The following is a 24,670-nucleotide window of genomic DNA, read 5'->3' as shown; positions in this document are numbered from 1 at the left end:
CGGAGTGGACGGGACTCGAACCCGCGACCCCCGGCGTGACAGGCCGGTATTCTAACCAACTGAACTACCACTCCGCAGAACCATCTCGTCTGGTGCGGCGCAGATAATACGGTTATGCCTATTACGAGTCAACAAAGAATTGTCTTATTTCTTTAAAAATCCGTTCAAGCGCCGATGTTTTAGCCAATGCGCCGAGCTTTTAGCCAAGACGGTTAAAAAATCACTCAGACGGCATTTTTAAAGTACTGGCTTCATCCATTTTAGGCTCAACGCTTGGTTGGGCCGCTGGGGCTTCTTTGGCATTTTTTAACGCCGCTTCAAAGGCCTTACGTTTACGCCACCAAATAAACAAAAATGCCAAGCCGGCAACCGCCACAAAACCGAATACCGATAACAGTATAACTAACCACAAAGACATCTCTGGCTCTGGCACAACCACCGTTTTAACAACTACTGGTTCTGGTGGCGGAGGTGGTGGTGGCAAAATCACAAAATCTTCTTCAGGTAAATCGATAACAATTTCGCGGTTTTGAATCGTTGTTGCTAATAACGTCCCCATTACCCGATAGCGGCCTTGTTCTGTAGGTGTAGGCAAATCAACCGTAAACTCTTCACCGTCGGCATAAGTTTGAAAAGCTTGCTCCCACCCTACGTTGTTATATACCTTGCCGCTAATCACTACCGACTCAGGTCGCACTTCATCGGTATCTATCACCAACGCCATACGCGCTTGGCGCTGTTCGTCTTTTGGTGACATCACCTTTATAGACACTGGATTAGGATAAATAAGGACTGGTGAAAGCTGTGCGCGAGTGAAAATTTGGTTTAGCGTGCTCACCACCATCTCATACTTACCTGGCCGAGCTTCTAACTTAATGTGGGTTGTGAATACACCGTCATCGGCATATTCATCATAGTCTTTACCATCATCATAGAATTTACCGAGTTCATCTCGACGCACTTCTACGGTTTGGTCTTCCAGTAACTGTTGACGCATTAGCGCTACGTTCATCAAGGCTTCTTTGAGCATGACCTCTAGATCTATCCGCTCGCCCTTAGAACTTAAACGTGCCGAGATGCGTAAACGTTCGCCTTGATATAGTTGATGGGGGATGGGATCAACGTTGAGTTCTACGTCACTGAGAATCCGAATACGATTACGCCCGTTGTTTTCTGCCACTGCTTGCCAAGGACCACGCATCGGGTTTTCAATGGTCACAATATCCAGCTCGTCGGTTTCTAACCAGCTCACATTTTTGGGCACTTCCCAAGCGTAGATTTTGCTGCCATCGGGGCGTACTAAAATAGCAGCCGGAGAGCCCGGCGAACGATACAGCAGGAAGGTGGCTTTCTCGATACTGTGATCTAAACGAAAGCGGTTATCGATTAAAGGGATATCACGGTTTTCAAAAATAGTGCTGGCTTGCAAGGGCAGCGCCAGCCATAACAACAGCCACAGAGTTTTTTTAATCATTCAGTCTAGTTACGCCAGCGACACTGGCCTCCCTTTTTTTCTACCAAATCTAAGCGCTCTTGGTGCGAACCAAGTTCTTGTTCGCTGGCAAACACCACTTTTAGTGGAGGCCTATTTGAATCAACCAAGCGAACACCTACTCCGTCACCACTGCCCTTTTGCTTTAAGTTCAGCTTATTCTGGCCACCGGTCATCTTTAAGAACACGTCAGCCAATAACTCGGCATCAAGCAATGCACCGTGATAGGTACGTGAAGAGCGGTCTACGCCATAGTAATCACTTAAAGAATCTAAGTTTTTCCGTGAAGGTAAGGGTTTATTACCCGCTAACTGTACTTCACGTTTATTGTACTCGCCTCGTCTTGCCACCAATAATGAATCGGTGATAGTACAAATATCGGCACAATTTGGCATCGCTTTAGTTAAGGTTCGCGACATCATGGCAAACTCGTGATCTAGGAAGCTAATATCGAAGTTTGCGTTGTGCGCCACTAACTCGGCACCACGAATAAACTCAACAAAGTCTCGCGCAACATCTCTAAACAGCGGTTTATCGGCAATAAATTCATCGGTGATACCGTGAACTTGGATTGCCTCTTCATCAATCAACTGCTCTGGATTGATATACACATGAAAAGTATTACCGGTTAGCTTACGGTCAATAACTTCAACACAGCCAATTTCAATCACTCGGTGCCCTTGGTAGATAGGCCCGCCACTATCGTTCATACCGGTGGTTTCAGTATCAAATACAATTAAACGATGGCTCTTAGATTGGTTCAAAATAGCTCCTATGCGACACTAAGCAGATAATCCTGTTAGTTTACCAAAGATATGGCAAAAGAAGTTCACTTGTTTACCGACGGCTCTTGTTTAGGTAACCCGGGGCCAGGAGGTTATGGCGCGCTGCTGGTATATCAGCAACATCGCAAAGAACTAAGCCAAGGCTTTCGCCTCACCACCAATAATCGTATGGAAATGCTCGCTGCTATTGTTGCCTTAGAAAGCTTAAAACAAGATTGTAAAGTCATTCTTACCACCGACAGCCAATATGTGCGTCAAGGTATTACTCAATGGATCCACAATTGGAAAAAACGCGCTTGGAAAACCGCAGCCAAAGCCGAAGTGAAAAATGTTGATTTATGGCAACGTTTAGATGCCGCTTGCCAACGTCATCAGGTTGAGTGGCATTGGGTAAAAGGCCATGCAGGCCACCCAGAAAACGAACGGGTAGACGATTTAGCTCGAGAAGCGGCTACCAATAACCCAGAGCAAATCGACCTCGCCTACGAACAGTTACACGATTAGCCGCTAATCGACGACGTTACAGGTATGCGCTGCTTGACTCGCCAAGCTTTTTTAATAGGAGTAAGCGGGGCTCTGCGTTTGCGCGCTACAATAAAATAGGCTGAGGCTGTGGCTCTAAAATAGCGTTTTCCCCAACGCTCAAACCATTGCGGTGCGGGTCGGCTATTAACAAAAGAGGTGTAAGCTAAACGCTCATCATTTAACACCTCAAAACCCAATAGGTTAAGCCAGTCTTTTACTCGTGCAGGCGTAAACATTCGACAAGACCAAGGTAAACCACGCTTTCTAAAAGGGAAATAACGGCGCATACCTAATAAGCTAAAAGGATTAAAGCCACTAATAATAATGTAGCCGTCGGCAGTGAGTACGCGCTCCACTTCGCGCAATAATTGGTGAGGGTCTTTTGAAAAATCTAAGCTGTGGGCTAACAAGCAAAGATCAATACTACTTTCTTGAAAAGGCAATTGCTCCGGTTTGGCACGCAAACCTATTAAATGCCCCTCCTTCGCCACATTTAGCTGATGACGAATCATAGACGCGTGACAATTAAGCTGAGCACTCAAATTACCCAGTTTTAACATATGATAACCAAAAGCTACTGGAAGATATTGGTCCAACAAACTTTGCTGCTGATCCATTAGCCAATCACCTAATGGCAAATCTTGCCAGAAGTCAGGACTTTCAATTACTTCACGAATTTTCGCCGGCTTCATCAATTCCCCGTACCAATCTATTGCAGATAAGGCAATAATGTCTCATCGACTTTAACGACAGAGATATCATAATGCAAATCATCCATATACCCGCTTTTAATGATAACTATATCTGGTTATTAAAAGAGGTTGATTCAAACCATTGTGTCGTTGTCGACCCCGGTGATGCAAGCCCTGTGAAACAGCGTTTACAAGAAATTGATGGCCAGCTTAGCGCAATCCTTATTACCCACCATCATGCCGACCATATTGGAGGAGTAACAGAGTTACTCGAAGCCTATCCAGCAGCAGAAGTATTTGCCCCAAGTAATAGCAAATATCACTTTCCTCACACTGTTGTTAACGAAGGTATGAGTATTACGCCGCAAGGTTTACGTGATGAGATGTCTGTTATTGAAGTACCAGGGCACACCTTGGATCATATTGCTTACTTTAGCCCGGGGCATTTGTTTATTGGCGATACCATTTTTTCGGCCGGCTGCGGTCGCCTGTTTGAAGGAAGCGCCGAACAAATGCACCACTCTTTAGCCAAAATTTGTCAACTTGATAGTGAAACGCTAATTTATGCCGCACATGAGTACACTCAAGCAAATCTTCAATTCGCCTTAGCTGTAGAACCTGATAATCAAGCTTTAGTGAACTTTCAGCAACAAGTAAGCAAGCAGCGTCAAATGGGCTTACCCACCCTACCCACAAGTTTAGAGCAGCAACTGGCGATAAATCCTTTCCTACGTTGCCAGAATGCCTCAATTAAAGCTGCGGTAGAGCTAGAAAATTTACAGCCATTAAACAATGAGATAGCAGTGTTTGCTGCCCTCAGGTCATGGAAAGACCGCTTCTGACTTGCTAATTTCACGCGACCTCAATAACATTGGCTCTGAATTTTTAGTAGATGGATAAATCATGAAAGCGCTCATTGTTGGCCTTTTTTCATTGTTATTGGGCGCTTGCCAACTGACCACTCCCACCGTAACCGAGCAATTGGCCCCCGCCGATTCAGGACTTACGCAACCAGAACAAAACACCGAAGTAGCGGCGAACAGTCAAACCAGTGACGACAGTCTTAGCAAAGAAACTGAAGTTGTCGCTAAAGTCGAAGCGCCATTGCCTGTGGTTTACGACGACGTGTGGCTACGTATTGAAGACCAACTTGCGATACCGCTACCAGAAAACAACAAACGCCTACAAGCCCAGCTTAACTGGTTTTTAAAACATCCAGATTACATGCGCCGCGTATCAGTGCGCGCCGACCCTTATTTGTTCTTCATTGTTGAAGAAATTGAGCGTCGCAACATGCCATTAGAGCTGGCCTTGTTACCGATTGTAGAAAGCGCCTTTCAACCTTTTGCCTACTCGCATGGCCGAGCGGCAGGCATTTGGCAGATTATTCCAGGTACCGGAACGCGCTTTGGCTTGGAGCAAAATTGGTGGTACGACGGACGACGTGACGTTTATGCAGCCACTCATGCCGCCTTAGATTACTTGGAATACCTCAACAAATATTTCGACGGCGATTGGTTACACGCCTTAGCGGCTTACAACTCTGGCGAAGGTCGAGTTCGTCGCGCTATTCGTGCTAACGAAAAAGCCGGTAAAGCCACTGACTTTTGGTCATTAAACCTGCCAAGAGAAACCCGTGCTTACGTACCAAAACTACTGGCCTTAAGCCAAATGTTACAACAGCGTGATGACTACAAACTGAATATTCCGGCCATTGCGAACAAGCCGTATTTTGAAAAAGTAGCCACCTATAGCCAAATTGATTTAGCGTTGGCGGCTGAGCTTGCAGGTATCAAGCTAGACGAGCTGCACAAATTAAACCCTGGTTTTAACCGCTGGGCCACTGCACCAGACGGCCCACATTACTTGTTGGTTCCAACCAAAACAGTCCCCAACTTTGAGATTGCCTTAGCATCATTGTCTAAACAAGAACGTATGCAATGGGCACGTTACAAAGTAAAATCGGGTGATAGCTTAAGTGTTATTGCAAAGCGCTATAACACCACCAGCAAACAAATCCGCGAACTAAACCAGCTGAGCAACAATACGATTCGAATTGGTCAGCATTTGTTGGTGCCGGTATCTTCTCGCAAACAAAGCGCTTATACCCTAAGCCAAAGCCAACGATTAGTCAGCCAGCAAAATAAGCCACGTGGTGACATCAAACTTAATTACACAGTAAAGTCTGGTGATAGTTTCTGGAGCATCGCGCAAGCCTACAAGGTTAGCCACCGAAATGTTGCTAAGTGGAATAGCATGGCGCCTACTGACACTTTGAAACCAGGTAAAAAGTTAGTTATTTGGCAAAAATCTAAAGCCAGTAAAAACCATATTCAAACCGTGACTTACCAAGTAAGAAATGGTGATTCACTGTCTCGTATTGCGCAGAAGTTTAAAGTATCGATAACCGATTTATTAAAGTGGAATGACCTAAATAAAAATCACTACTTACAGCCGGGTCAAAAGTTGAAGTTATACATTAACGTTGCCGAAGTGAGCGCGTAGAAAACTCAAAACTAGCCATTAAGGCGTTGTGATCCGATGTATCGGTAGCAACGCTTTGGCTACTTTGAAGCGTTAAGCCACGATAAAAAATATAGTCTAAAGCTTTACCAAAAAAGCGAGTACGTTCATCGGGTTTAAACGATACTGTTTTTAATTGGTGGGCCAAAATAAACTGTTCCAACACCGCTAAACGTCCAACACTCCAGGTATTAAAATCCCCCGCTAAAATCAAAGGTCCATCATAAGCGGCCAACCAAGGGCTTAGTTGCTGTAATTGCTTTAAATAATCGGCTTCACTCAAGGTAAAGTTGATACTGTGTACATTAACAATCAATAAGCTTTTATCCTGCCACTGATAGTGTTGTAACAATGCCGATTTAGGCACCCTTATCCACGGTTCGGTGCTTAGCACCAAACAGTTCTCGCTACTCGCTTGTTTTGCAAGATTCACTACGCCTAGGCCGTCACCAAACCACTCAAATGCGATAGCTTGATACATATGCCATTGGCTAAGCTTGCTCCATTGGCTAAAACGCTCTCTGCTCGCTTCTTGTAGCAGCATAAAGTCTACCTGCTGGCTAAACTGCTCAAGCTGCTCTATCCATCCCTCATTTTGCCCTTTGTACGTATTCCAAACTAACACTGAAAAAGACCGGCTGTTTGGCTCGGCTTGCAGCAGCTCTGGCAGAGCTGGCTGATAAGTTAAGTCTTGATTATCGCAAGCAGGCAGCTCTGCAAAACAACTGATGCTAAATAGCACGCTGCAAGCAAGCAATAATTTAACCAGTGGTAGAGGTGTAAACAGTCTCAAGTGGCGCTCTCACAAATCAGTTTATTGTTATAAACAATAGCGATGTAAAAAAAATACGACATACTTGAGCTATCATCAAACAATGGAAACGCTAATGCAATCCAATGAGACAAGGACTTTGGTACCCATCTTTGCGGGAGGTGGAACTCGGCTACCAGCACATATCGGGATCCTCGCGGGCTTAAAAGAGCTCAATGTTCAGTTCTCTCATATTGTGGGAGTATCTGGCGGCAGCATTATCAGTTCATTATTTGCCAGCGGTATGGATGTAGAGCAAATCAAAGCCATTGCCCTAGATACCGATTTCGAACAATTCAAAGGTTTTTCCTTAATCAGTTTATTACGCAACGGCGGGTTATGTTCAGGCGACAAATTCGAAGCGTGGATTGATGATTTGCTTAACGGTGCTACGTTCAAAGAACTTCCTTTACAACTGCACGTAGTAGCCACCGATGTACGCTCTGGTTCACCTGTAGTATTTGATGCTAAAAGAACCCCTGATCTAAAAGTTTCTCGGGCGGTGCGTTTTTCAATGTCTATTCCACTTATCTTTTCATTCAAGCCCTACCAAGACCATTTAATGGTAGACGGTAGCATTTTGTCTGAAGATGCTTTACATCAAGACTGGGCCACCGATGGCACTCCGGTAATTTGCTTTCGTTTACGTGGTGATAACGATATCAAGCCACTTCAAACCAACGGGATTTTTCCACTCGCGGCATACATATCACTATTAATACGTACTTTTATGACCACCATTTCTCGAGAATATGTTAACGAGAAATTCTGGCATCGCACTATTGTGGTTAATACTGGCAACACCTCACCGGTAGATTTTCATTTAGACGACCAAGCAAAACTGCGCTTATTCGACACTGGATATAGGACTGCACTTGATATTGTTCCTGCTAAAATTTGGCATCAACAACACCCCGCCCCTCAAAGTGACAAAAACATTAATTAAAACAATGTATTGATCACGTTTTTAGTCATGACTAATGGTTAATACAAACTAGCTCCAGTTGCCGTCTACACTTATAAAAAGCTGTAAAATAAAACAATTTGGAAGAAAGATTATGTCCTTAACCATTCGAAAAAGACTGTTAATACTTGCCCTTGCCCCCGTGCTTATTTTGTCAATTAGTATCTTATTACTGACAATTTCAGAAACTCAAAAGCTCACTCACGGTCAATCAACCGAAACACGGGAGAATATGGTTGCCATGAAAAAGGCTGAGTTAAAAGCCTACATGGACATGGCTTACTCCGCCGTCGCCGAAATTTATGAAAACGGCGGAACGCTTGAACAAGCACTGCCCATTTTGCAGCGCTTAGAATATGGCGAATCAGGGTATATTTTTGGCTACACCAATAAAGGTGTTCGAGTATTCATGGGGACTTTAGATAAGGGCATTGGTGATAACTTTTGGTCCTTACAAGACAAGCAAGGTCAGTATCTGATCCAAGACTTAATCAAGGCATCACAAAAAGAAGAATTTTATACCTACTACTTCCCCAAACCAGGTGCTACTGAGTCTTCTCCCAAGCTTAGTTATGCTGTCTATTTAGACCGCTGGGATTTAATGATGGGAACAGGCTTTTATACCGACGATGTAGACGCGGTTATCGCTCAGCTTGAAGAGCATGCAGAAGAGAGCCTAAACTCCTCATTAATATTTTTGGGCTTAACTGCTTCAGCCCTGTTAGCCTTTGCTCTGTTAATTGGTTACTTCATTAATCGCAGCATTATGTCTCCGCTGCACGATCTTACCCTGTCTTTTGAGAAACTGGCCAGTGGCGATGCCGACTTAAGTGCCCGCCTAAATACCAACTACGTACACGAATTTGGTCAACTCGCCACTAACTTTAATGCCTTTATTGAACTGCTGCACGAGATCATCAGCATGGTAGGCAAAGTGGCGCACGACGTAGCCCAAGAAACCTCGTCGATGTCTGACCGCGCCAACTCTGTAGACCAACTTTTAGTTGAACAACGCGAAGAAACCGAGCAAGTGGCCACCGCCATGACTGAAATGACCGCCTCGGCGCATGATGTTTCCGACAATGCTAATCAGGCCGCTAACTCAGCTCAGCAAGTGGATAACAGCGCTGGTGACGCAATGACCACAGTAGATAGCGCAGCAGCTACTGTACAGTCCTTGGCAAACGAGATAGGACAAGCGAGTGAAGTTATCGCCAAACTAGAAGGCGATGTACAAAATATCTCATCAGCTCTAAGTGTAATTCAAGGCATTGCCGAGCAAACCAACTTACTCGCACTAAACGCGGCCATTGAGGCTGCACGTGCGGGCGAACAAGGTCGCGGTTTTGCCGTGGTTGCCGACGAAGTACGCCAACTTGCCAGTCGTACTCAACAAAGTACCGGTGAAATTCATGGCATGATCGAGCGCCTTAAGAGTGGGTCTGATGCGGCAGTATCAGCCATGGATAGCAGCCAAGAGCGCAGCGGAGAAGCGGTAACTGGTGCAAACGCCGCTAGTGAAGCACTACAACTGATTAAAAGTTCGATTCAACACATTATGGATATGAACGCCTTAATCGCCACCGCCACCGAAGAGCAAAGCCATGTGGGGCAAGAAATTTCTCAACGGATTGTGCATATTGCCGACCAATCAAGTCAATCGGCGGGTCTTGCTCAGGAAAATCGCAGCGGCAGTGTCAATCTTAATGAGCGAGCCGAACAACTTGAAGAGCTCGTTAAACGATTTACTTTATAAACTCAGCAGGTCGCTCACAAAAAGCCTCAATTTATTTTGAGGCTTTTTTATATCAATTGTTAACTAGCCGGAATAATTCACAAAAATGACTAAGGCCTTGTGTTAGCTTGCCGAATAATAAAAAAGACCTCTAATAAAAATCAACAAGACAGGATCCAACTATGTCTCTTACAATTCGCCAACGTTTACTCGTTTTAGCCCTAGGGCCAGTTCTTATTCTTGCTACCAGCATGTTGTACCTAAGCTACAACGAAACCAAAGCACTCAGTCAAGCTCAGTCCTCAGAGACTCAAGAAAACATGATGGAGATGAAAAAAGCCGAGCTAAAAGCTTATATGGACATGGCTTATTCATCAGTCGCCAACATTTACGAAAGCGGCGGCAGCTTAGAGCAAGCCATGCCAACACTTAAACGCTTAAAGTATGGTGAATCAGGTTATCTATTTGGCTACCACAAAACCGGTACACGGGTGCTGCTAGGCGAAAATGATAAGGGTATTGGCGATAACTTTTGGTCCTTACAAGATAAACAAAATCAGTACATCATTCGTGATTTACTCAAAGCGTCTAAATCAGGTGAGTTTTATACTTACTACTTTCCCAAGCCTGGTGGCAATCAAGCGCTTCCTAAGCTTAGTTACGCCATTTATTTAGATAAGTGGGATATATTTATTGGCACCGGGTTTTACACCGATGATGTTGATGCCCTCATAACAAAACTGGAAGAAGAAGCACAAGCTAGCTTAGAGTCGTCGATGTTTTTCATATTCCTTACTGGTGCGGCATTACTGGGGCTTGCGGTGTTAATTAGTTACTTCATTAACCGAAGCATTATGGCACCACTACAAGACTTGAATCAGTCTTTTGCTAAATTAGCCTCTGGCGAAGCCGATTTAAGTGCTCGCCTTAAGACCGATTATGTTCATGAGTTTGGTCAATTGGCAGGGAACTTCAATGCCTTTATTGAATTGCTACATGAAATCATCAGCATGGTAGGTAAAGTTGCCTTAGACGTCTCAAAAGAAACCTCATCTATGTCAGACAGAGCCAACTCGGTAGACCAACTGTTGGTTGAGCAGCGTGAAGAAACCGAGCAAGTGGCCACCGCGATGACAGAAATGACCGCATCTGCTCATGATGTATCAGACAACGCCAATCAAGCCGCAGACTCTGCCCAACAAGTAGATAACAGCGCAGGAGAGGCCATGACCACCGTAGATAGCGCTGCCGCTACTGTGCAATCGCTAGCAAATGAAATCGCCCAAGCCAGTGAAGTTATCGCTAAGCTAGAAGGTGATGTGCAAAATATTTCGTCTGCTCTAAGTGTGATTCAAGGCATTGCCGAACAAACTAACTTGTTAGCCTTAAACGCAGCCATTGAAGCCGCTCGGGCTGGCGAACAAGGGCGCGGTTTTGCGGTTGTTGCCGATGAAGTTCGTCAACTGGCCAGTCGCACCCAACAAAGTACTGGGGAAATTCATGGCATGATTGAGCGCTTAAAAAGCGGTTCTGATGCAGCGGTATCTGCCATGGACAGCAGCCAAGAACGCAGTGGAGAGGCAGTAACAGGAGCCAATGCTGCTAGTGAAGCTCTGCAACTGATTAAAGATTCAATTCAGCACATTATGGATATGAACGCCTTAATCGCGACCGCCACTGAGGAGCAAAGCCACGTAGGCCAAGAAATCTCTCAACGCATCGTACATATTGCTGACCAATCCAGTCAATCTGCTGGCTTAGCCCAGGAAAACCGTAGCGGCAGTTTGAACCTAAAACAACGTGCCGAACAACTCGAAGAACTCATTAAACGCTTTACTTTGTAAACCCAATCACTGGTTCGCCCAATAAAAAAGCCACCCTAGGGTGGCTTTTTACTCGCTAACGTTTGATTAACCTACGTTAACGCGTGCGTTACGGAACATACGCATCCACGGGCTATCTTCGCGCCAGTCATCTGGGTGCCACGAGTGCGCCACGGTGCGGAATACGCGCTCAGGGTGAGGCATCATAATAGTCACTCGACCATCTTTTGATGACAAACCTGTAATGCCTAGCGGCGAACCATTCGGGTTAGCTGGGTATTGCGTGCTAGCTTCGCCATAGTTATCCACGTAGCGTAAGGCCACGGTACCACTGTTAGCTAAGGCGTCTAAATGCGCTTGGTCACGCACTTCTACTCGGCCTTCTCCGTGAGATACCGCGATAGGCATTTGTGAACCAGCCATACCGTTTAAGAAAATCGACGGTGATTGCTGTACTTCTACCAAGCTGAAACGCGCTTCAAAACGTTCTGATTCATTGCGTACAAAACGAGGCCACAAGTCAGCACCAGGAATCAGTTCACTGAGGTTGGACAACATTTGACAACCATTACACACACCCAGTGCAAACGAATCGTTGCGCTCAAAGAAGTTAGTGAACTGCTCGCGAGCACGTTCGTTGAACAATATCGATTTTGCCCAACCTTCACCGGCACCCAATACGTCACCGTAAGAGAAACCACCACAAGCTACTAAACCTGCGAACTTATCTAGGCTCACTCGGCCAGCCAAAATATCGCTCATATGAACATCTACTGCGGCAAAACCAGCTCGGTCAAAGGCGGCAGCCATTTCGTGATGCGAGTTAACGCCTTGCTCACGCAAAATCGCCATTTCAGGCTTCAAGCCTTTAACAATGAAAGGCGCAGCAACGTCTTCATTAATGTCAAAACTTAAACCAATGTTCAAACCAGGATCTGCCGCATCAAACTTAGCGTCAAACTCTTGTTTTGCACACTCGGGGTTATCACGTAGCGCTTGCATTTGGTAAGTAGTTTCAGCCCAAACACCGCGGTAGTGAGTGCGGGTATTAGCCAGTACCACTTCACCGTTGCGGGTAAAACGAATAGCGTCATCATCGTTCAATGAACCAATCACATGGCTGCAAGAGGCTAAGCCGTGACCTGCTAACACATTAAGTACTGCTTCTTTATCTTCAGTTTTAACCTGAATTACCGCACCTAATTCTTCATTAAATAGTACTTCTACACTGTCTCCAGCGAGCAAATCTAAGGCTACATTTACGCCGCAATGTCCTGCAAAGGCCATTTCTGCCACAGTGGTAAATAAACCACCATCACTACGGTCGTGGTACGCCAATAGCTTTTGATCAGCAGTAAGTGCTTGAATGGCATTAAAGAAACCTTTAAGCAGCTCAGGTGAATCAACATCAGGCACTTTATTGCCTAGCTGTTTATAAACCTGGGCTAAACACGAGGCGCCCATGCGGTTTTTACCCTGACCTAAATCGATTAAGATTAAGTCTGAGTCACCAAGGTCATTACGCAGCTGAGGAGTCACCGTTAGGCGAATATCTTCAACTTTGGCAAAAGCACTGATAATCAATGAAAGCGGCGAAGTCACAGACTTATCTTGACCTTCATCTTGCCAAGCCGTCTTCATCGACATTGAATCTTTACCAACCGGAATGGTTAAACCTAGTGCAGGACATAACTCCTCACCTACCGCTTTAACCGCTTCATACAAACCGGCATCTTCACCAGGGTGACCTGCTGCAGACATCCAGTTAGCCGACAACTTAATGTTGTTTAGCGAACCAATATTAGTCGCTGCAATGTTGGTTAGAGCTTCTGCTACCGCTAAACGGGCTGAGGCAGCGTGGTCAATCAGTGCCGCAGGGGTGCGCTCACCAACCGACATCGCTTCGCCATGGTAAGTATCATAGCTGGCTGCTGTTACTGCACAGTTCGCTACGGGTACTTGCCAAGGGCCTACCATTTGGTCGCGAGCCACTAAGCCGGTAACACTGCGATCACCAATGGTAATTAAGAAGGTCTTCTCGGCAATTGCCGGCAAACGCAACAAACGCTCGGCCGCATCGCTTAAGTCTACTTTTTCAGTGTTGAAACCAGGACCGTTAAAGCGAGCTGTTTTAACATCACGATGCATTTTAGGGGCTTTGCCTAACAGAACCTCTAACGGCATACGAATAGGATCGTTGCCAAAGTGCGAATCGTGCAGGACTAAATCCATTTCTTCAGTTGCTACACCAATCACTGCGTATAGCGCGCGCTCACGTTCACAAATGGCATCAAATACAGCTAGGTGCTCTGGTGCTACAGCAAGCATGTAACGTTCTTGCGACTCGTTACACCAAATCTCTAAAGGCGACATGCCAGGTTCGTCGTTTGGCACCGCGCGTAAATCAAAAATGCCACCGCGGCCACCATCGTTCACTAATTCAGGACAAGCGTTAGATAAACCACCCGCACCAATATCGTGAATAAAGGCGATAGGGTTAGCATCACCTAGTTGCCAACAACGGTCGATAACCTCCTGACAACGGCGTTCCATTTCTGGGTTTTCACGCTGTACCGAAGCAAAATCTAAATCTTCACTTGATTGGCCTGAAGCCATTGAAGAAGCCGCGCCGCCACCTAGGCCAATATTCATTGCTGGGCCACCCAGAACAATGATTTTTGCACCAACCGGGATCTCGCCTTTTTCTACGTGGTCTTCGCGAATGTTGCCTAAACCACCGGCCAACATAATCGGTTTGTGATAACCACGAACTTCTAAGCCGTTAAAGCTTTCTACTTGCTCTTCGTAAGTACGGAAGTAACCAAGAATATTAGGTCGACCAAATTCGTTGTTAAAAGCAGCGCCACCTAGCGGAGCTTCTAGCATAATCTCTAGGGCGTTAACGATACGGCTCGGTTTACCAAAGTCACTTTCCCAAGTTTGTTCAAAACCCGGAATACGCAAGTTACTAACGGTAAAGCCCACCATGCCCGATTTAGGCTTAGAACCACGACCAGTAGCACCTTCGTCGCGAATCTCACCACCAGAGCCAGTAGCGGCTCCAGGGTATGGAGAAATAGCCGTTGGGTGGTTATGCGTTTCTACCTTCATAAGAATATGAATATCTTCTTGATGGTAGTTGTATTGCTTGGAGTCTGAATTTGGGAAGAAACGCCCCGCCACAGAGCCAGTCATTACCGCGGCATTATCTTTATACGCCGACAATACATAATCGCTGTTTAGCTCATAGGTATTCTTAATCATTTTGAACAAAGATTTAGGCTGTTTTACCCCATCAATTGTCCAATCGGCATTAAAGATTTTATGACGACAGTGCTCTGAGTTTGCTTGGGCAAACATCATTAGCTCAACATCATTAGGATTACGTTTCATTTTCTCAAAATTTTCTACTAAGTAGTCAATTTCGTCATCAGCTAAGGCTAAACCCAACTCTTGGTTAGCTTGCTCTAAAGCTTGTTTGCCACCGCTAAGAATATCTACCGATGTAAAAGGTGCTGGGCTAGCGTGTTCAAATAAGGCAGCTGCTTGTTCCACCTCTGCATATACCGCTTCCATCATGCGGTCATGAATCAAGCTGTTTAATTGAGCACTTTGTAACTCGCTTAACTCACTGCTGATTTCTACGTAGTAAGCAATACCACGCTCTAAACGTTGTACGTTGGTTAGTCCACAGTTATGAGCAATGTCGCTGGCTTTTGAAGACCAAGGAGAAATTGTGCCAGGGCGAGGAGTAACCAATAACAGTTTTCCAGTTGGCTGGTGTTCTGCAATGGTAGGCCCGTAGGTTAATAACTTGTCTAATACTTGTTGTTCAGCATCACTTAAATCTGTAGATATATCAGCAAAATGCATGAACTCAGCATAGATAGAAGTAACAGGAAGGTCTTGCTCTGCGCAACGTTTTAATAGTTGTGCAATTCGAAAATCAGACAGTGCAGGTGCACCACGTAGTACCAACATATTTATGGCTCGCTTTTCCAGATGGAGGTGGGAGGGGGAAAATTGCGCGTATTATAGATAAAAACTGCGACAATGGTAAACAAAACGTTAGCTTAACGAGGAAAACCGCGCTTAAAGCTAGACAGCTAGGCGGATATCCATAAAATCGAATAAAAATATTAGTGTGGAAAACAAATTTGATGATTAAACAGCAACGCTTCGCCCTGCTCTTAGCGTTGCTCGCTTTGTTTCTTTTGCAAGGCTGCGAACCCAAACCTTTTGTCTCTGAACTAGAGCAAATTCGCCAACGCGGAAAATTGCGCGTGGGAACGCTGTATAGTCAGCAAGTTTTCTATTACGACCAGCACGAGCAACCTACCGGCATGGAGTATGAGTTGCTAGAGGACTTTGCCGCTTACCTTGGAGTTGAGCTGCAAATGGTGCCTTTATATAACCAAACCGAACTTTACCGAGGCTTGCACAACAAGCAGGTAGATTTATTAGGTGCAGCTTTATCCCCCACCAATGCGCTGCGTGAGAATTTTCGTTTCTCTCCTGAAATTTATCGTGTTGATGCCAAAGTTGTTTACAAGAAAAATACCCGCCGCCCCCGCGATATTAGCCAAGTAGACTCACCGTTATGGATCACCTCGGGCAGTTATCACCAGCCTTTATTAAAGAGTTACCGTAAAGAAAATCCTGAGCTGAGCATAGAGGTGACTGACCGACTGGATAGTAGCGAACTACTTAAAAGCATTGTGGATGAGGAAATCCGCTTCGCCTTAGTCGACGATACCACCTTGGCGCTACATCAGCGCTTTTACCCAGATCTTGCCGAGGCCTTTACTCTTAACAAATCTACGTCAGTGGTATGGATGGTTAACCGGCTTCGTGATGACAGTTTGTATAGCGCCTTAATCGAATTTATTGGAGAGAAGCACAACAGCGGTGGTATTACTCGATTATATGAGCGTTATTTTGGCCATATTCAACGTTTTGACTATGTTGATACTCGCGCCTTTTTGCGCTCTACCACCACTCGCCTGCCGAAGTACGAAGACTGGTTTAAACAATATGCGGGTAAACTAGACTGGCGCCTAATTGCTGCCGTGTCATATCAAGAGTCTCATTGGCGCCCGCACGCTAAATCGTTTACCGGTGTACGCGGCATGATGATGTTAACCCTTCCCACGGCTAAGTCTGTGGGAGTGACCAATCGGCTTGATCCTGAGCAAAGCATTCGTGGCGGAGCTGAGTACTTACAAAAGTTAATTAATCGCGTGCCCGACAGCGTGCGCGAAGATGACAAAATCTGGTTTGCCTTAGTGTCCTACAACATTGGTTTCGGCCACATGTTAGATGCCAGACGAATTACTAGAATGCGTGGTGGTGATCCCGATGCTTGGGTAGATGTGAAGGAAAATTTACCGCTATTGATGCGTAAAAAGTGGTATCAACAGACTCGCTATGGCTATGCTCGCGGCCAAGAAGCCTATAACTATGTGAACAATATTCGTCAATATTATCAAAGCTTACTGTGGTTAGATGCTCAAAGAAAAGAGTCTCAGCGACGCCAGGAGTTAATGAAGAATCGCGCGCCTTACCCAGTGAATAACCCTACAGATCCGGTAAGCACTCCGAATAAAACAGAGGTTAACTCCAATAATTAGAGAATAATCTTGACGATTTGTCACAATACTGTCATGTTTTGTGCTTAATCTACAATGGAGATTAAAAACAGTAAGCGTCCTGCCTAACATAATGGAGAGGATAGATAGTATGATTAGAAAAAAACGCGTTACCCTTCACTCGCCACGCCGCCGCATTCAACTGGCTCGTCAGCATCGTAAGGTTTTATTAAGACAACGTTCTTTTGTTTTGTCTGAAATGGGTTTAGTCAGCGTCGCTGGGTAAATCACTGCTCTGTTGTTTTTTTCGCAGCTTGTGTTGTTCACGACGCTTGCGGAAAAAACGACTAATAGTATCAGCGCAAGATTCAGCTAACACACCAGCTTCAATCTCTACTTTATGATTAAGCTGCTCACAATTAACAATATTGAACACACTTCCAGCCGCACCTGTTTTTAAATCACTGGCACCAAACACTAAGCGTTTCACACGGGCGTGCACCATTGCACCCGCACACATAGAGCAAGGCTCTAAGGTAACGTAAAGCGTGGTGTCTAATAGTCGGTAATTACCTATCTTTTTGCCTGCCTCGCGCAATGCTAGCACTTCTGCGTGAGCGGTAGCATCATTTAGCGTAATGGTTTGATTCCAGCCCTCGCCCACCACTTCGCCTTGGTAAACCACCACTGCTCCCACTGGTACTTCGCCCTGAGCCTCAGCTTTCGCAGCTAAGTTTAGTGCATAGTTCATCCAGTCAATATCAGTGTATTCCAAAACGATGTCTCTCAAGCTTAATTAGTGGGCATATTGTAAACCCGAACAGTGATAGACAAAAGCCAGCAACTCAGGCTTTAACTCATTCACAATACAACAAACACAAAAAAGCCGGCGTATAGCCGGCTTTTTTACTGATTAAATAAGCGTTTATTCAGCAGGTTTTTCTGCTGGAGCTTCGCTAGGCGCAGCCGCTTCTTTAATACTTAAACGAACGCGACCTTGGCGGTCTACCTCTAGTACTTTAACTTTAACGATGTCGCCAACAGTTAAGTGGTCAGATACATTCGCAACACGCTCTTGAGAGATTTGCGAGATGTGTACTAGGCCATCTTTACCAGGAAGGATTTCAACGAATGCACCGAAGTCTGCTAAGCGAACAACTTTACCTTCGTAGAATTGACCCGCTTCAACTTCAGCAGTTAACTGCTCAATACGTTTAATCGCTTCTTGCGCTTGCGCATTGTCAGTAGCAGCAACTTTTACAGTACCGTCATCTTCGATTTCGATAGTAGTGCCAGTTTCGTCAGTAAGTGCACGAATCGTAGCGCCACCTTTACCAATAACGTCTTTGATCTTCTCTGGGTTAATCTTAAGCGTATGGATACGTGGAGCAAACTCAGAGATATCTTCGCGAGAAGTACCGATAGCTTGGTCCATTACACCTAGAATATGTAAACGCGCGCCTTGTGCTTGACGAAGAGCGATTTCCATAATTTCTTTAGTGATACCTTCAATCTTAATATCCATCTGCAATGCAGAGATACCTTCAGAAGAACCCGCTACTTTAAAGTCCATGTCGCCTAGGTGATCTTCATCACCCAGAATGTCAGAAAGAACAACGAAGTTGTCACCTTCTTTCACTAGGCCCATTGCGATACCCGCAACAGAGGCTTTAATTGGAACACCTGCGTCCATCAATGCCAATGAACTACCACAAACTGAAGCCATTGAGCTTGAACCGTTAGATTCGGTGATTTCAGAAACAACACGTACTGTGTACGGGAATTCTTCTGAGGTAGGCATAACCGCGGCAACACCACGTTTAGCTAAACGGCCATGGCCGATTTCGCGACGCTTAGGAGAGCCAATGAAGCCAGTTTCACCAACACAGTATGGAGGGAAGTTGTAGTGCAACATAAAGCGAGATGTTTGCAAGCCAGCTAGCGAGTCAATCATTTGAGCATCACGCTCAGTACCTAAAGTACAGGTTACTAATGCTTGAGTTTCACCACGAGTAAATACTGAGCTACCGTGAGTACGTGGTAATACGCCAGTCATTACGTCTAGGGCACGAATCATGTCTGGTTCACGACCATCGATACGTGGCTCACCAGCAATAATGCGTGAACGTACTACGTTTTTCTCTAATTTTCCTAGCTCGTCACCAATGTCTTGGCTGTCTAGCGCGTCGTCTTCAGCCGTTAATGCTTCAACAACTGATTTTTTGATTTCGCCAACTTTAGCGTAACGCTCAGTTTTATCAGTAATTTGGTAAGCTTCAGTTAACTTAGCTTCTGCTAACGCTGCTACTTTATCTTTAAGTACAACGTCTACTGCAGGTGCTTGCCAATCCCAAGCAGGTTTAGCCGCTTCTTCACACAGCTCGTTAATGGCCGTGATTACCGCATTAGATTGCTCGTGACCGTATACTACTGCGCCTAACATTACTTCTTCAGACAACAACTCAGCTTCAGATTCAACCATTAGTACCGCACTTTCAGTACCGGCAACCACTAAATCTAGTTTGCTTTCTGGAAGCTCTTCAGTGGTAGGGTTAAGAATGTAGTTACCATCAATGTAACCAACACGTGCTGCACCAATTGGACCGTTAAATGGAATACCTGAAAGGCTTAATGCCGCAGAGGTACCAATTAGGGCAACAATGTCTGGTTGTACTTGTGGGTTAACAGATACCACAGTGGCTACAACTTGTACTTCGTTTACAAAGCCATCTGGGAATAGCGGACGAATTGGACGGTCAATCAAACGTGCAATTAAGGTTTCATCTTCAGAAGGGCGACCTTCGCGCTTGAAGAAACCACCAGGAATTTTACCTGCTGCGTAAGTACGTTCTTGGTAGTTAACAGTCAACGGGAAGAAATCTTGGCCAGGAGTAGCGGTTTTCTTGCCCACTACCGATACAAATACTGTTGTATCGTCCATAGTTACCATTACAGCAGCGGTTGCTTGACGAGCAATAGCGCCAGTTTCGATGGTGACTGTATTCTCACCGTATTTAAACGTTTTTACGATAGGATTCACGTGAATTTCCTTTAATTTATGTGCTCTTTTAATTCGCGCTAAAGTATAAAACAATGCTATTGCAAAAGATAACTTTATCCTTATTAAAAGCCTTGTTATTGCGCGAGTTTGTGATTTTTATTTAGGCAACAAAAAAGGGAGCCATTAGGCTCCCTTTCGGTATTCTTTCTTGGCGACGTTAAAATTAACGACGTAGACCCAATTTAGCGATCAACTCAGCGTAGCTCGCTTGGTTTTTACGCTTCAAGTAATCAAGCAATTTACGACGCTGGCTAACCATGCGTAGTAGACCACGACGGCTGTGGTGATCGTGAATGTGCTTCTTGAAGTGACCTTGCAAGTGGTTGATTTGTGCAGTTAACAAAGCAACTTGAACTTCAGAAGAACCAGTGTCTCCTGCTTCACGTGCGTATTCTGCAACGATTGCTGCTTTTTCAGTGCTACTTAGTGACATACTAACTCCTAAAAATGTAAATTTACTCTCCGCCAATCACTAACTCAGCGAAGAAGGACGCGCATTATATAGCGCGCTCAGAACAGTTGCAAGCAACTAACTTAACTATCGCTGCTTTGAATCAAACGCTTGGGCGCTACTAAACCATCATCATTCAGCTGGCCAATTCCAACAAATCGGCGTTGCTCGCCAATAGTCAACCTGAACACATCATTCAACGGCGCGCCAGCCACTTGCATAGCTTGGCCTTGCATTAAGTAACCGCCTAAACCTTCAGGGATATTTACTTCAGGCAAATGCTCAACTGCAGAGTCCATTGGCAACAATAAAGGGTCCAATAACTCTTTAGGTGCAATCCCCTGCTCACTGGCTTGCTCTAACAAGGCTTCAAGTTGCTCCGGCGTAACCATTCGCTCACTGGGGTAACTAGCCACTTGCGAGCGATGCAGTTTAACCACATGTGCGCCACAGCCAAGCAGTTCACCTAAATCATCAATAATGGTACGAATATAGGTACCCTTACTGCAGTGCACGTCAAGCGTGAGCATATCGCCTTCAAGCGAAATGAAGTTGTTCTCATACACTGTAATCGGCCGAGCTTCGCGCTCAATAGTGATACCTTCGCGAGCATAACTGTATAAAGGCTTACCATTGTGCTTTAACGCCGAGAACATCGACGGCACTTGATTGATAGGCCCTCGAAAAGTATCTAAAGCCGCTTCTACGTCTGTTTGATTAACGTTTACTTCACGTTGCTCAACCACTTCACCATCTGAATCAGAGGTATTAGTACGAACACCTAGCTGAGCAGTTACTTGGTAACGCTTATCTGAGTCGAGCAAAAACTGTGAAAATTTGGTCGCTTCACCCAAACAAATAGGCAACATACCGGTCGCTAAAGGATCTAACGCGCCTGTATGCCCTGCCTTTTGAGCAAAATAAATCCGCTTAATACGCTGCAAAATGCCGTTAGACGACACGCCAGTAGGTTTATTCAGCAGAAGGATGCCATCAATCGCGCGTCCCTTTTTTCTGCGTCCTTGTCCCATTACTCGCCCTCTTTCTCTTGCTCTGCATCGTCGACTAATGTGCGACCAGAAGCTTCCGCTTTTTGCTTATCGTCTTTCACCGCTTTAGTCGCCAGCTCTGTCATGCGTAAACCTTCACGCAATGAGCCGTCGTAATGAAAACGCAACTCTGGTACCGCACGTAAACGCATTGCTTTAGCTAATAGATGACGAACATAACTTACATGTTCCTCTAACGCTTCTAGGCTAGCTTTTACCGCGTCTTCGCTATCATCTAAAAAAGTGACAAAGACTTTGGCATAAGCTAAATCTCGGGTCACTTCTACCGCTGATACTGTTACCAGGCTCAAGCGAGAGTCACGTACTTCACGCTGTAAAATAACAGCAACTTCTTTTTGAATTTGTTGGGCAACCCTATCTGGGCGGCTAAATTCTCTAGGCATCACAATTCTCCTGATACCACTCCCAAGGGAGCATTAAAAACACAAATGGGGGCGCAAGCCCCCATCTTAGAGATAATGTATAAACTTACACTTACAGTGTGCGTTTAACTTCTACTATCTCAAATACTTCGATTTGGTCACCAGCACGCACGTCATTATAGTTCTTCACGCCGATACCACATTCCATGCCGTTACGAACTTCGTTTACGTCATCTTTAAAGCGGCGTAGAGATTCTAGCTCACCTTCATAGATAACCACGTTTTCGCGTAGTACACGGATTGGGTTAGAACGCTTAACTTGACCTTCAAGTACCATACAACCAGCAATAGCGCCCAGTTTAGGTGACTTGAATACGTCGCGAACTTCTGCCAAGCCCATAATCTGCTGTTTGAATTCAGGGGCTAATAGACCCGTCATCGCACTTTTCACTTCATCGATTAAGTCATAAATTACGCTGTAGTAGTGTAAATCTACGCTTTCTGATTCGATGATGCGGCGCGCAGTTGCGTCGGCACGAACGTTAAAGCCAAGAACAATTGCGTTAGACGCTGCAGCTAGGGTTGCGTCGGTTTCAGTGATACCACCTACACCACGACCAATGATGTTAACTTTAACTTCTTCTGTAGACAGTTTAGTTAACGAATCTGCAATTGCTTCTAGTGAACCTTGTACATCAGATTTCAGTACAATGTTCAGCTCTTGAACCTCACCTTCTTCCATGTTGGCAAACATGTTTTCTAGTTTAGATTTCTGTTGACGAGCAAGCTTAACATCGCGGAACTTACCTTGACGGTACAAGGCTACTTCACGAGCTTTCTTCTCATCACGAACTACTGTCGCTTCGTCACCAGCTTGTGGCACACCAGAAAGACCTAAAATCTCTACTGGAATAGACGGACCAGCAGTCTCAATATCTTTACCGTTCTCATCTCTCATAGCACGAATACGACCGTATTCTAAACCACAAAGAATGATGTCACCTCGTTGCAACTGACCATGCTGAACTAAGATAGAAGCAACTGGGCCACGGCCTTTATCAAGACGAGACTCAATAACCACACCTGAAGCTGCGCCAATATGGCTAGCAGTTAGTTCAAGAACGTCTGATTGCAATACAATGGCTTCTAATAAGTCATCGATGCCTTCACCGCTTTTCGCTGATACGTGAATAAACTGAACATCACCACCCCAGTCTTCTGGAATAACTTCATGTTGTGACAATTCATTCTTAACGCGATCAGGATCCGCGCCTTCTTTATCCATTTTGTTTACAGCAACAACCAATGGTACTTCAGCCGCACGAGCGTGCTGAATTGCTTCAACAGTTTGAGGCATTACGCCATCATCTGCAGCAACAACTAACACAACGATATCGGTTGCTTTAGCACCACGAGCACGCATTGAAGTAAACGCAGCGTGTCCAGGAGTATCTAAGAAGGTAACCATGTTACCGTTAGTTTCAACGTGGTAAGCACCAATGTGCTGGGTAATACCACCCGCTTCACCATCGGCAACTTTAGCGCGGCGAATGTAATCAAGTAGCGATGTCTTACCGTGGTCAACGTGACCCATAATAGTAACAACAGGAGCACGTGTGGTTTGCTCGCCAGTTGATTCAGCTTCTTGCATAACTTGTTCTTCAAGTGCGTTTTCTTTTACAAGAACCACTTTATGGCCAAGTTCTTCAGCTACTAAAGTAGCAGTTTCTTGGTCAATCACTTGGTTAATGGTCGCCATGGCGCCCATCTTCATCATTGCTTTAATCACTTCGGTCGCTTTAACGGCCATTTTGTTAGCTAGTTCACCAACAGAAATGGTCTCGCCAATGCGAACGTCACGCTCTACTGGCTGCGCTGGCTTATTGAAGCCATGCTGCATAGCAGAAGGTGTTGCAACCTGACGCTTGTTGCCTTTACGGCCACCGCGGCGATGGTTGTTATCGTCATTTTGCTTAGGCTTACGCTTTTTACGACGTGGCGCTTCAGCTTTTTGCTCTTGCTCATCTTCTGCGGCTCGCGCATAAGTAGAGGTAGTTACGTGGTAGTCTGCTGACTCTTCACGTTTCTTACGAAGCTTTTCTTCCTCGGCCCAACGAGCAGCATTTTCAACTGCCAGCTTTTTAGCTTCTTCAGCCTTTTTCTCGGCGTCGGCTTCAGCTTTAGCAATAGCAGCTTCTTCTTGCTTACGTGCAATATCAGCAGCTTCTTTCTCAGCAGCTAGTTGCTCTGGAGATTTCTCAGCATCAGCTTGCTTAGAGGCTTCTTTCGCTTTAGCGGCGGCAGCTGCAGCGGCGGCAGCTTTCTCTTCACGCTTAACTTTGTCTTCTGCAGCCTGCTTAGCAGCAGCTTCAGCAGCTTGCTTAGCAGCCGCTTCAGCATTAACGCGAGCAGCTTCTTCAGCTTCAATGCGTTCTTTTTCTTCTGCTTCTTGCTTAGCCTGTTCTTCAACAGCGCTACGCTTCACATATGTGCGTTTCTTGCGAACTTCAACTTGTACAGAGCGCGCTTTACCGCCACCAGTACCAGCAACATTCAAGGTGCTTTTTGTTGTGCGCTTCAAGGTCATACGGCTTGGCGAGCTTTCTTCACCATGCTGTGATTTTAAGTGCTCAAGAAGCTTAGTTTTCTCTTCTTGAGTAACACTATCGGTTAAAGATTTTTTAATACCAGCGTCTGCAAATTGCTGAATTAGTTTATCTTCGTTTGTTCCCACGTCGGTCGCGAGTTGTTTAATTGAAACTTCTGTCATCGGGCTATAATCCTCCGT

The 24,670-nt window shown here is 45.3% G+C and carries 19 protein-coding genes and 1 tRNA gene; 8 read left to right on the top strand and 12 right to left on the bottom strand.

Annotation, left to right across the window (positions count from 1 at the left end):
* The 3 genes from Q4592_RS04350 to dnaQ all read right to left on the bottom strand — a co-directional run bounded on the left by Q4592_RS04350 (position 1) and on the right by dnaQ (position 2,256).
* Positions 1-74, bottom strand: a tRNA-Asp gene (locus tag Q4592_RS04350).
* A gap of 146 nt (positions 75-220) precedes the next feature.
* The gene (locus Q4592_RS04345) at positions 221-1,474 is read right to left on the bottom strand and encodes a TIGR03503 family protein (RefSeq protein WP_303510219.1); all 1,254 of its coding nucleotides are present in this window, start codon (positions 1,472-1,474) and stop codon (positions 221-223) included.
* Positions 1,475-1,479: 5 nt separating this feature from the next.
* Positions 1,480-2,256 carry a DNA polymerase III subunit epsilon gene (gene dnaQ / locus Q4592_RS04340; RefSeq protein ID WP_137674938.1) on the bottom strand — a complete coding sequence of 259 codons (777 nt, stop codon included), beginning with the start codon at positions 2,254-2,256 and terminating at the stop codon, positions 1,480-1,482.
* 51 nt (positions 2,257-2,307) lie between these two features.
* Here dnaQ and rnhA point away from each other — a divergent pair, with 51 nt between their 5' ends.
* Positions 2,308-2,781, top strand: a complete 474-nt coding sequence (rnhA, locus tag Q4592_RS04335) for a ribonuclease HI (RefSeq protein ID WP_137674937.1) — start codon at positions 2,308-2,310, stop codon at positions 2,779-2,781.
* On the opposite strand, the gene Q4592_RS04330 is transcribed toward rnhA, so the two are convergent.
* The gene (locus tag Q4592_RS04330; protein ID WP_303510210.1) at positions 2,778-3,494 is read right to left on the bottom strand and encodes a methyltransferase domain-containing protein; all 717 of its coding nucleotides are present in this window, start codon (positions 3,492-3,494) and stop codon (positions 2,778-2,780) included. The genes rnhA and Q4592_RS04330 overlap by 4 nt on opposite strands.
* 71 nt (positions 3,495-3,565) lie before the next feature.
* On the opposite strand from Q4592_RS04330, the gene gloB reads away from it, so the two are divergent.
* Positions 3,566-4,336 (top strand): hydroxyacylglutathione hydrolase, encoded by a 771-nt coding sequence (gloB, locus tag Q4592_RS04325; protein ID WP_303510208.1) that lies wholly within the window; start codon positions 3,566-3,568, stop codon positions 4,334-4,336.
* Positions 4,337-4,397: 61 nt separating this feature from the next.
* Entirely contained in the window at positions 4,398-5,999 is a 1,602-nt protein-coding gene (locus Q4592_RS04320; protein WP_303510205.1) for a LysM peptidoglycan-binding domain-containing protein, read from the top strand.
* Here Q4592_RS04320 and Q4592_RS04315 read toward each other — a convergent pair.
* On the bottom strand, positions 5,974-6,810 hold the full coding sequence (locus Q4592_RS04315; RefSeq protein WP_303510202.1) for an endonuclease/exonuclease/phosphatase family protein: 837 nt from the start codon (positions 6,808-6,810) through the stop codon (positions 5,974-5,976). The two genes, Q4592_RS04320 and Q4592_RS04315, sit on opposite strands and share 26 nt — an antisense overlap.
* A gap of 94 nt (positions 6,811-6,904) precedes the next feature.
* Here Q4592_RS04315 and Q4592_RS04310 point away from each other — a divergent pair, with 94 nt between their 5' ends.
* The 3 genes from Q4592_RS04310 (at position 6,905) to Q4592_RS04300 (ending at position 11,371) form a co-directional block, all read left to right on the top strand.
* A complete protein-coding gene (locus Q4592_RS04310; RefSeq protein ID WP_303510200.1) occupies positions 6,905-7,774 on the top strand; it encodes a patatin-like phospholipase family protein in 870 nt (289 codons plus the stop codon).
* Between the two features lie 112 nt (positions 7,775-7,886).
* Positions 7,887-9,548 carry a methyl-accepting chemotaxis protein gene (locus Q4592_RS04305; RefSeq protein ID WP_303510199.1) on the top strand — a complete coding sequence of 554 codons (1,662 nt, stop codon included), beginning with the start codon at positions 7,887-7,889 and terminating at the stop codon, positions 9,546-9,548.
* A gap of 161 nt (positions 9,549-9,709) precedes the next feature.
* On the top strand, positions 9,710-11,371 hold the full coding sequence (locus Q4592_RS04300) for a methyl-accepting chemotaxis protein (protein WP_303510198.1): 1,662 nt from the start codon (positions 9,710-9,712) through the stop codon (positions 11,369-11,371).
* Between the two features lie 66 nt (positions 11,372-11,437).
* Here Q4592_RS04300 and purL read toward each other — a convergent pair whose 3' ends face one another.
* The gene (purL, locus tag Q4592_RS04295; RefSeq protein ID WP_303510195.1) at positions 11,438-15,331 is read right to left on the bottom strand and encodes a phosphoribosylformylglycinamidine synthase; all 3,894 of its coding nucleotides are present in this window, start codon (positions 15,329-15,331) and stop codon (positions 11,438-11,440) included.
* A gap of 179 nt (positions 15,332-15,510) precedes the next feature.
* On the opposite strand from purL, the gene mltF reads away from it, so the two are divergent.
* Together mltF and Q4592_RS04285 are read left to right on the top strand one after the other, a co-directional pair.
* Positions 15,511-16,980, top strand: a complete 1,470-nt coding sequence (gene mltF / locus Q4592_RS04290) for a membrane-bound lytic murein transglycosylase MltF (protein WP_303510192.1) — start codon at positions 15,511-15,513, stop codon at positions 16,978-16,980.
* Positions 16,981-17,089: 109 nt separating this feature from the next.
* Positions 17,090-17,224 (top strand): hypothetical protein, encoded by a 135-nt coding sequence (locus Q4592_RS04285; protein ID WP_303510189.1) that lies wholly within the window; start codon positions 17,090-17,092, stop codon positions 17,222-17,224.
* Here the strand turns inward: Q4592_RS04285 and tadA are convergent.
* From tadA to infB, 6 genes are all read right to left on the bottom strand, one after another.
* Positions 17,204-17,713: a tRNA adenosine(34) deaminase TadA gene (tadA, locus tag Q4592_RS04280; protein ID WP_303510186.1), complete on the bottom strand. Its 510-nt coding sequence runs from the start codon at positions 17,711-17,713 to the stop codon at positions 17,204-17,206. The genes Q4592_RS04285 and tadA overlap by 21 nt on opposite strands.
* A 150-nt stretch (positions 17,714-17,863) precedes the next feature.
* On the bottom strand, positions 17,864-19,978 hold the full coding sequence (gene pnp / locus Q4592_RS04275) for a polyribonucleotide nucleotidyltransferase (RefSeq protein WP_303510183.1): 2,115 nt from the start codon (positions 19,976-19,978) through the stop codon (positions 17,864-17,866).
* Positions 19,979-20,162: 184 nt separating this feature from the next.
* Positions 20,163-20,432, bottom strand: coding sequence for a 30S ribosomal protein S15 (rpsO, locus tag Q4592_RS04270; protein ID WP_016402372.1), 270 nt, complete (start codon positions 20,430-20,432; stop codon positions 20,163-20,165).
* Positions 20,433-20,533: 101 nt separating this feature from the next.
* On the bottom strand, positions 20,534-21,481 hold the full coding sequence (gene truB / locus Q4592_RS04265) for a tRNA pseudouridine(55) synthase TruB (protein WP_303510171.1): 948 nt from the start codon (positions 21,479-21,481) through the stop codon (positions 20,534-20,536).
* Positions 21,481-21,903: a 30S ribosome-binding factor RbfA gene (gene rbfA / locus Q4592_RS04260; RefSeq protein ID WP_303510168.1), complete on the bottom strand. Its 423-nt coding sequence runs from the start codon at positions 21,901-21,903 to the stop codon at positions 21,481-21,483. Before rbfA ends, truB begins: the two co-directional genes overlap by 1 nt.
* 91 nt (positions 21,904-21,994) lie before the next feature.
* The gene (gene infB, locus Q4592_RS04255; RefSeq protein WP_303510165.1) at positions 21,995-24,652 is read right to left on the bottom strand and encodes a translation initiation factor IF-2; all 2,658 of its coding nucleotides are present in this window, start codon (positions 24,650-24,652) and stop codon (positions 21,995-21,997) included.
* Positions 24,653-24,670: the final 18 nt, after the last annotated feature.

This window comes from Agarivorans sp. 1_MG-2023 (genome assembly GCF_030548385.1).
Taxonomy (GTDB): domain Bacteria; phylum Pseudomonadota; class Gammaproteobacteria; order Enterobacterales; family Celerinatantimonadaceae; genus Agarivorans.
This window is presented reverse-complemented; position numbering and strand designations above follow the sequence as displayed.

What these genes read in the sequence shown, in the direction of transcription:
- Q4592_RS04345 (WP_303510219.1), bottom strand. Translation starts at nt 1,474, where the DNA reads ATGATTAAAAAAACTCTGTGGCTGTTGTTATGGCTGGCGCTGCCCTTG.
- rnhA (WP_137674937.1), top strand. Translation starts at nt 2,308, where the DNA reads ATGGCAAAAGAAGTTCACTTGTTTACCGACGGCTCTTGTTTAGGTAAC.
- Q4592_RS04330 (WP_303510210.1), bottom strand. Translation starts at nt 3,494, where the DNA reads ATGAAGCCGGCGAAAATTCGTGAAGTAATTGAAAGTCCTGACTTCTGG.
- gloB (WP_303510208.1), top strand. Translation starts at nt 3,566, where the DNA reads ATGCAAATCATCCATATACCCGCTTTTAATGATAACTATATCTGGTTA.
- Q4592_RS04320 (WP_303510205.1), top strand. Translation starts at nt 4,398, where the DNA reads ATGAAAGCGCTCATTGTTGGCCTTTTTTCATTGTTATTGGGCGCTTGC.
- Q4592_RS04310 (WP_303510200.1), top strand. Translation starts at nt 6,905, where the DNA reads ATGCAATCCAATGAGACAAGGACTTTGGTACCCATCTTTGCGGGAGGT.
- Q4592_RS04305 (WP_303510199.1), top strand. Translation starts at nt 7,887, where the DNA reads ATGTCCTTAACCATTCGAAAAAGACTGTTAATACTTGCCCTTGCCCCC.
- Q4592_RS04300 (WP_303510198.1), top strand. Translation starts at nt 9,710, where the DNA reads ATGTCTCTTACAATTCGCCAACGTTTACTCGTTTTAGCCCTAGGGCCA.
- purL (WP_303510195.1), bottom strand. Translation starts at nt 15,331, where the DNA reads ATGTTGGTACTACGTGGTGCACCTGCACTGTCTGATTTTCGAATTGCA.
- mltF (WP_303510192.1), top strand. Translation starts at nt 15,511, where the DNA reads ATGATTAAACAGCAACGCTTCGCCCTGCTCTTAGCGTTGCTCGCTTTG.
- Q4592_RS04285 (WP_303510189.1), top strand. Translation starts at nt 17,090, where the DNA reads ATGATTAGAAAAAAACGCGTTACCCTTCACTCGCCACGCCGCCGCATT.
- rpsO (WP_016402372.1), bottom strand. Translation starts at nt 20,432, where the DNA reads ATGTCACTAAGTAGCACTGAAAAAGCAGCAATCGTTGCAGAATACGCA.
- truB (WP_303510171.1), bottom strand. Translation starts at nt 21,481, where the DNA reads ATGGGACAAGGACGCAGAAAAAAGGGACGCGCGATTGATGGCATCCTT.
- rbfA (WP_303510168.1), bottom strand. Translation starts at nt 21,903, where the DNA reads ATGCCTAGAGAATTTAGCCGCCCAGATAGGGTTGCCCAACAAATTCAA.
- infB (WP_303510165.1), bottom strand. Translation starts at nt 24,652, where the DNA reads ATGACAGAAGTTTCAATTAAACAACTCGCGACCGACGTGGGAACAAAC.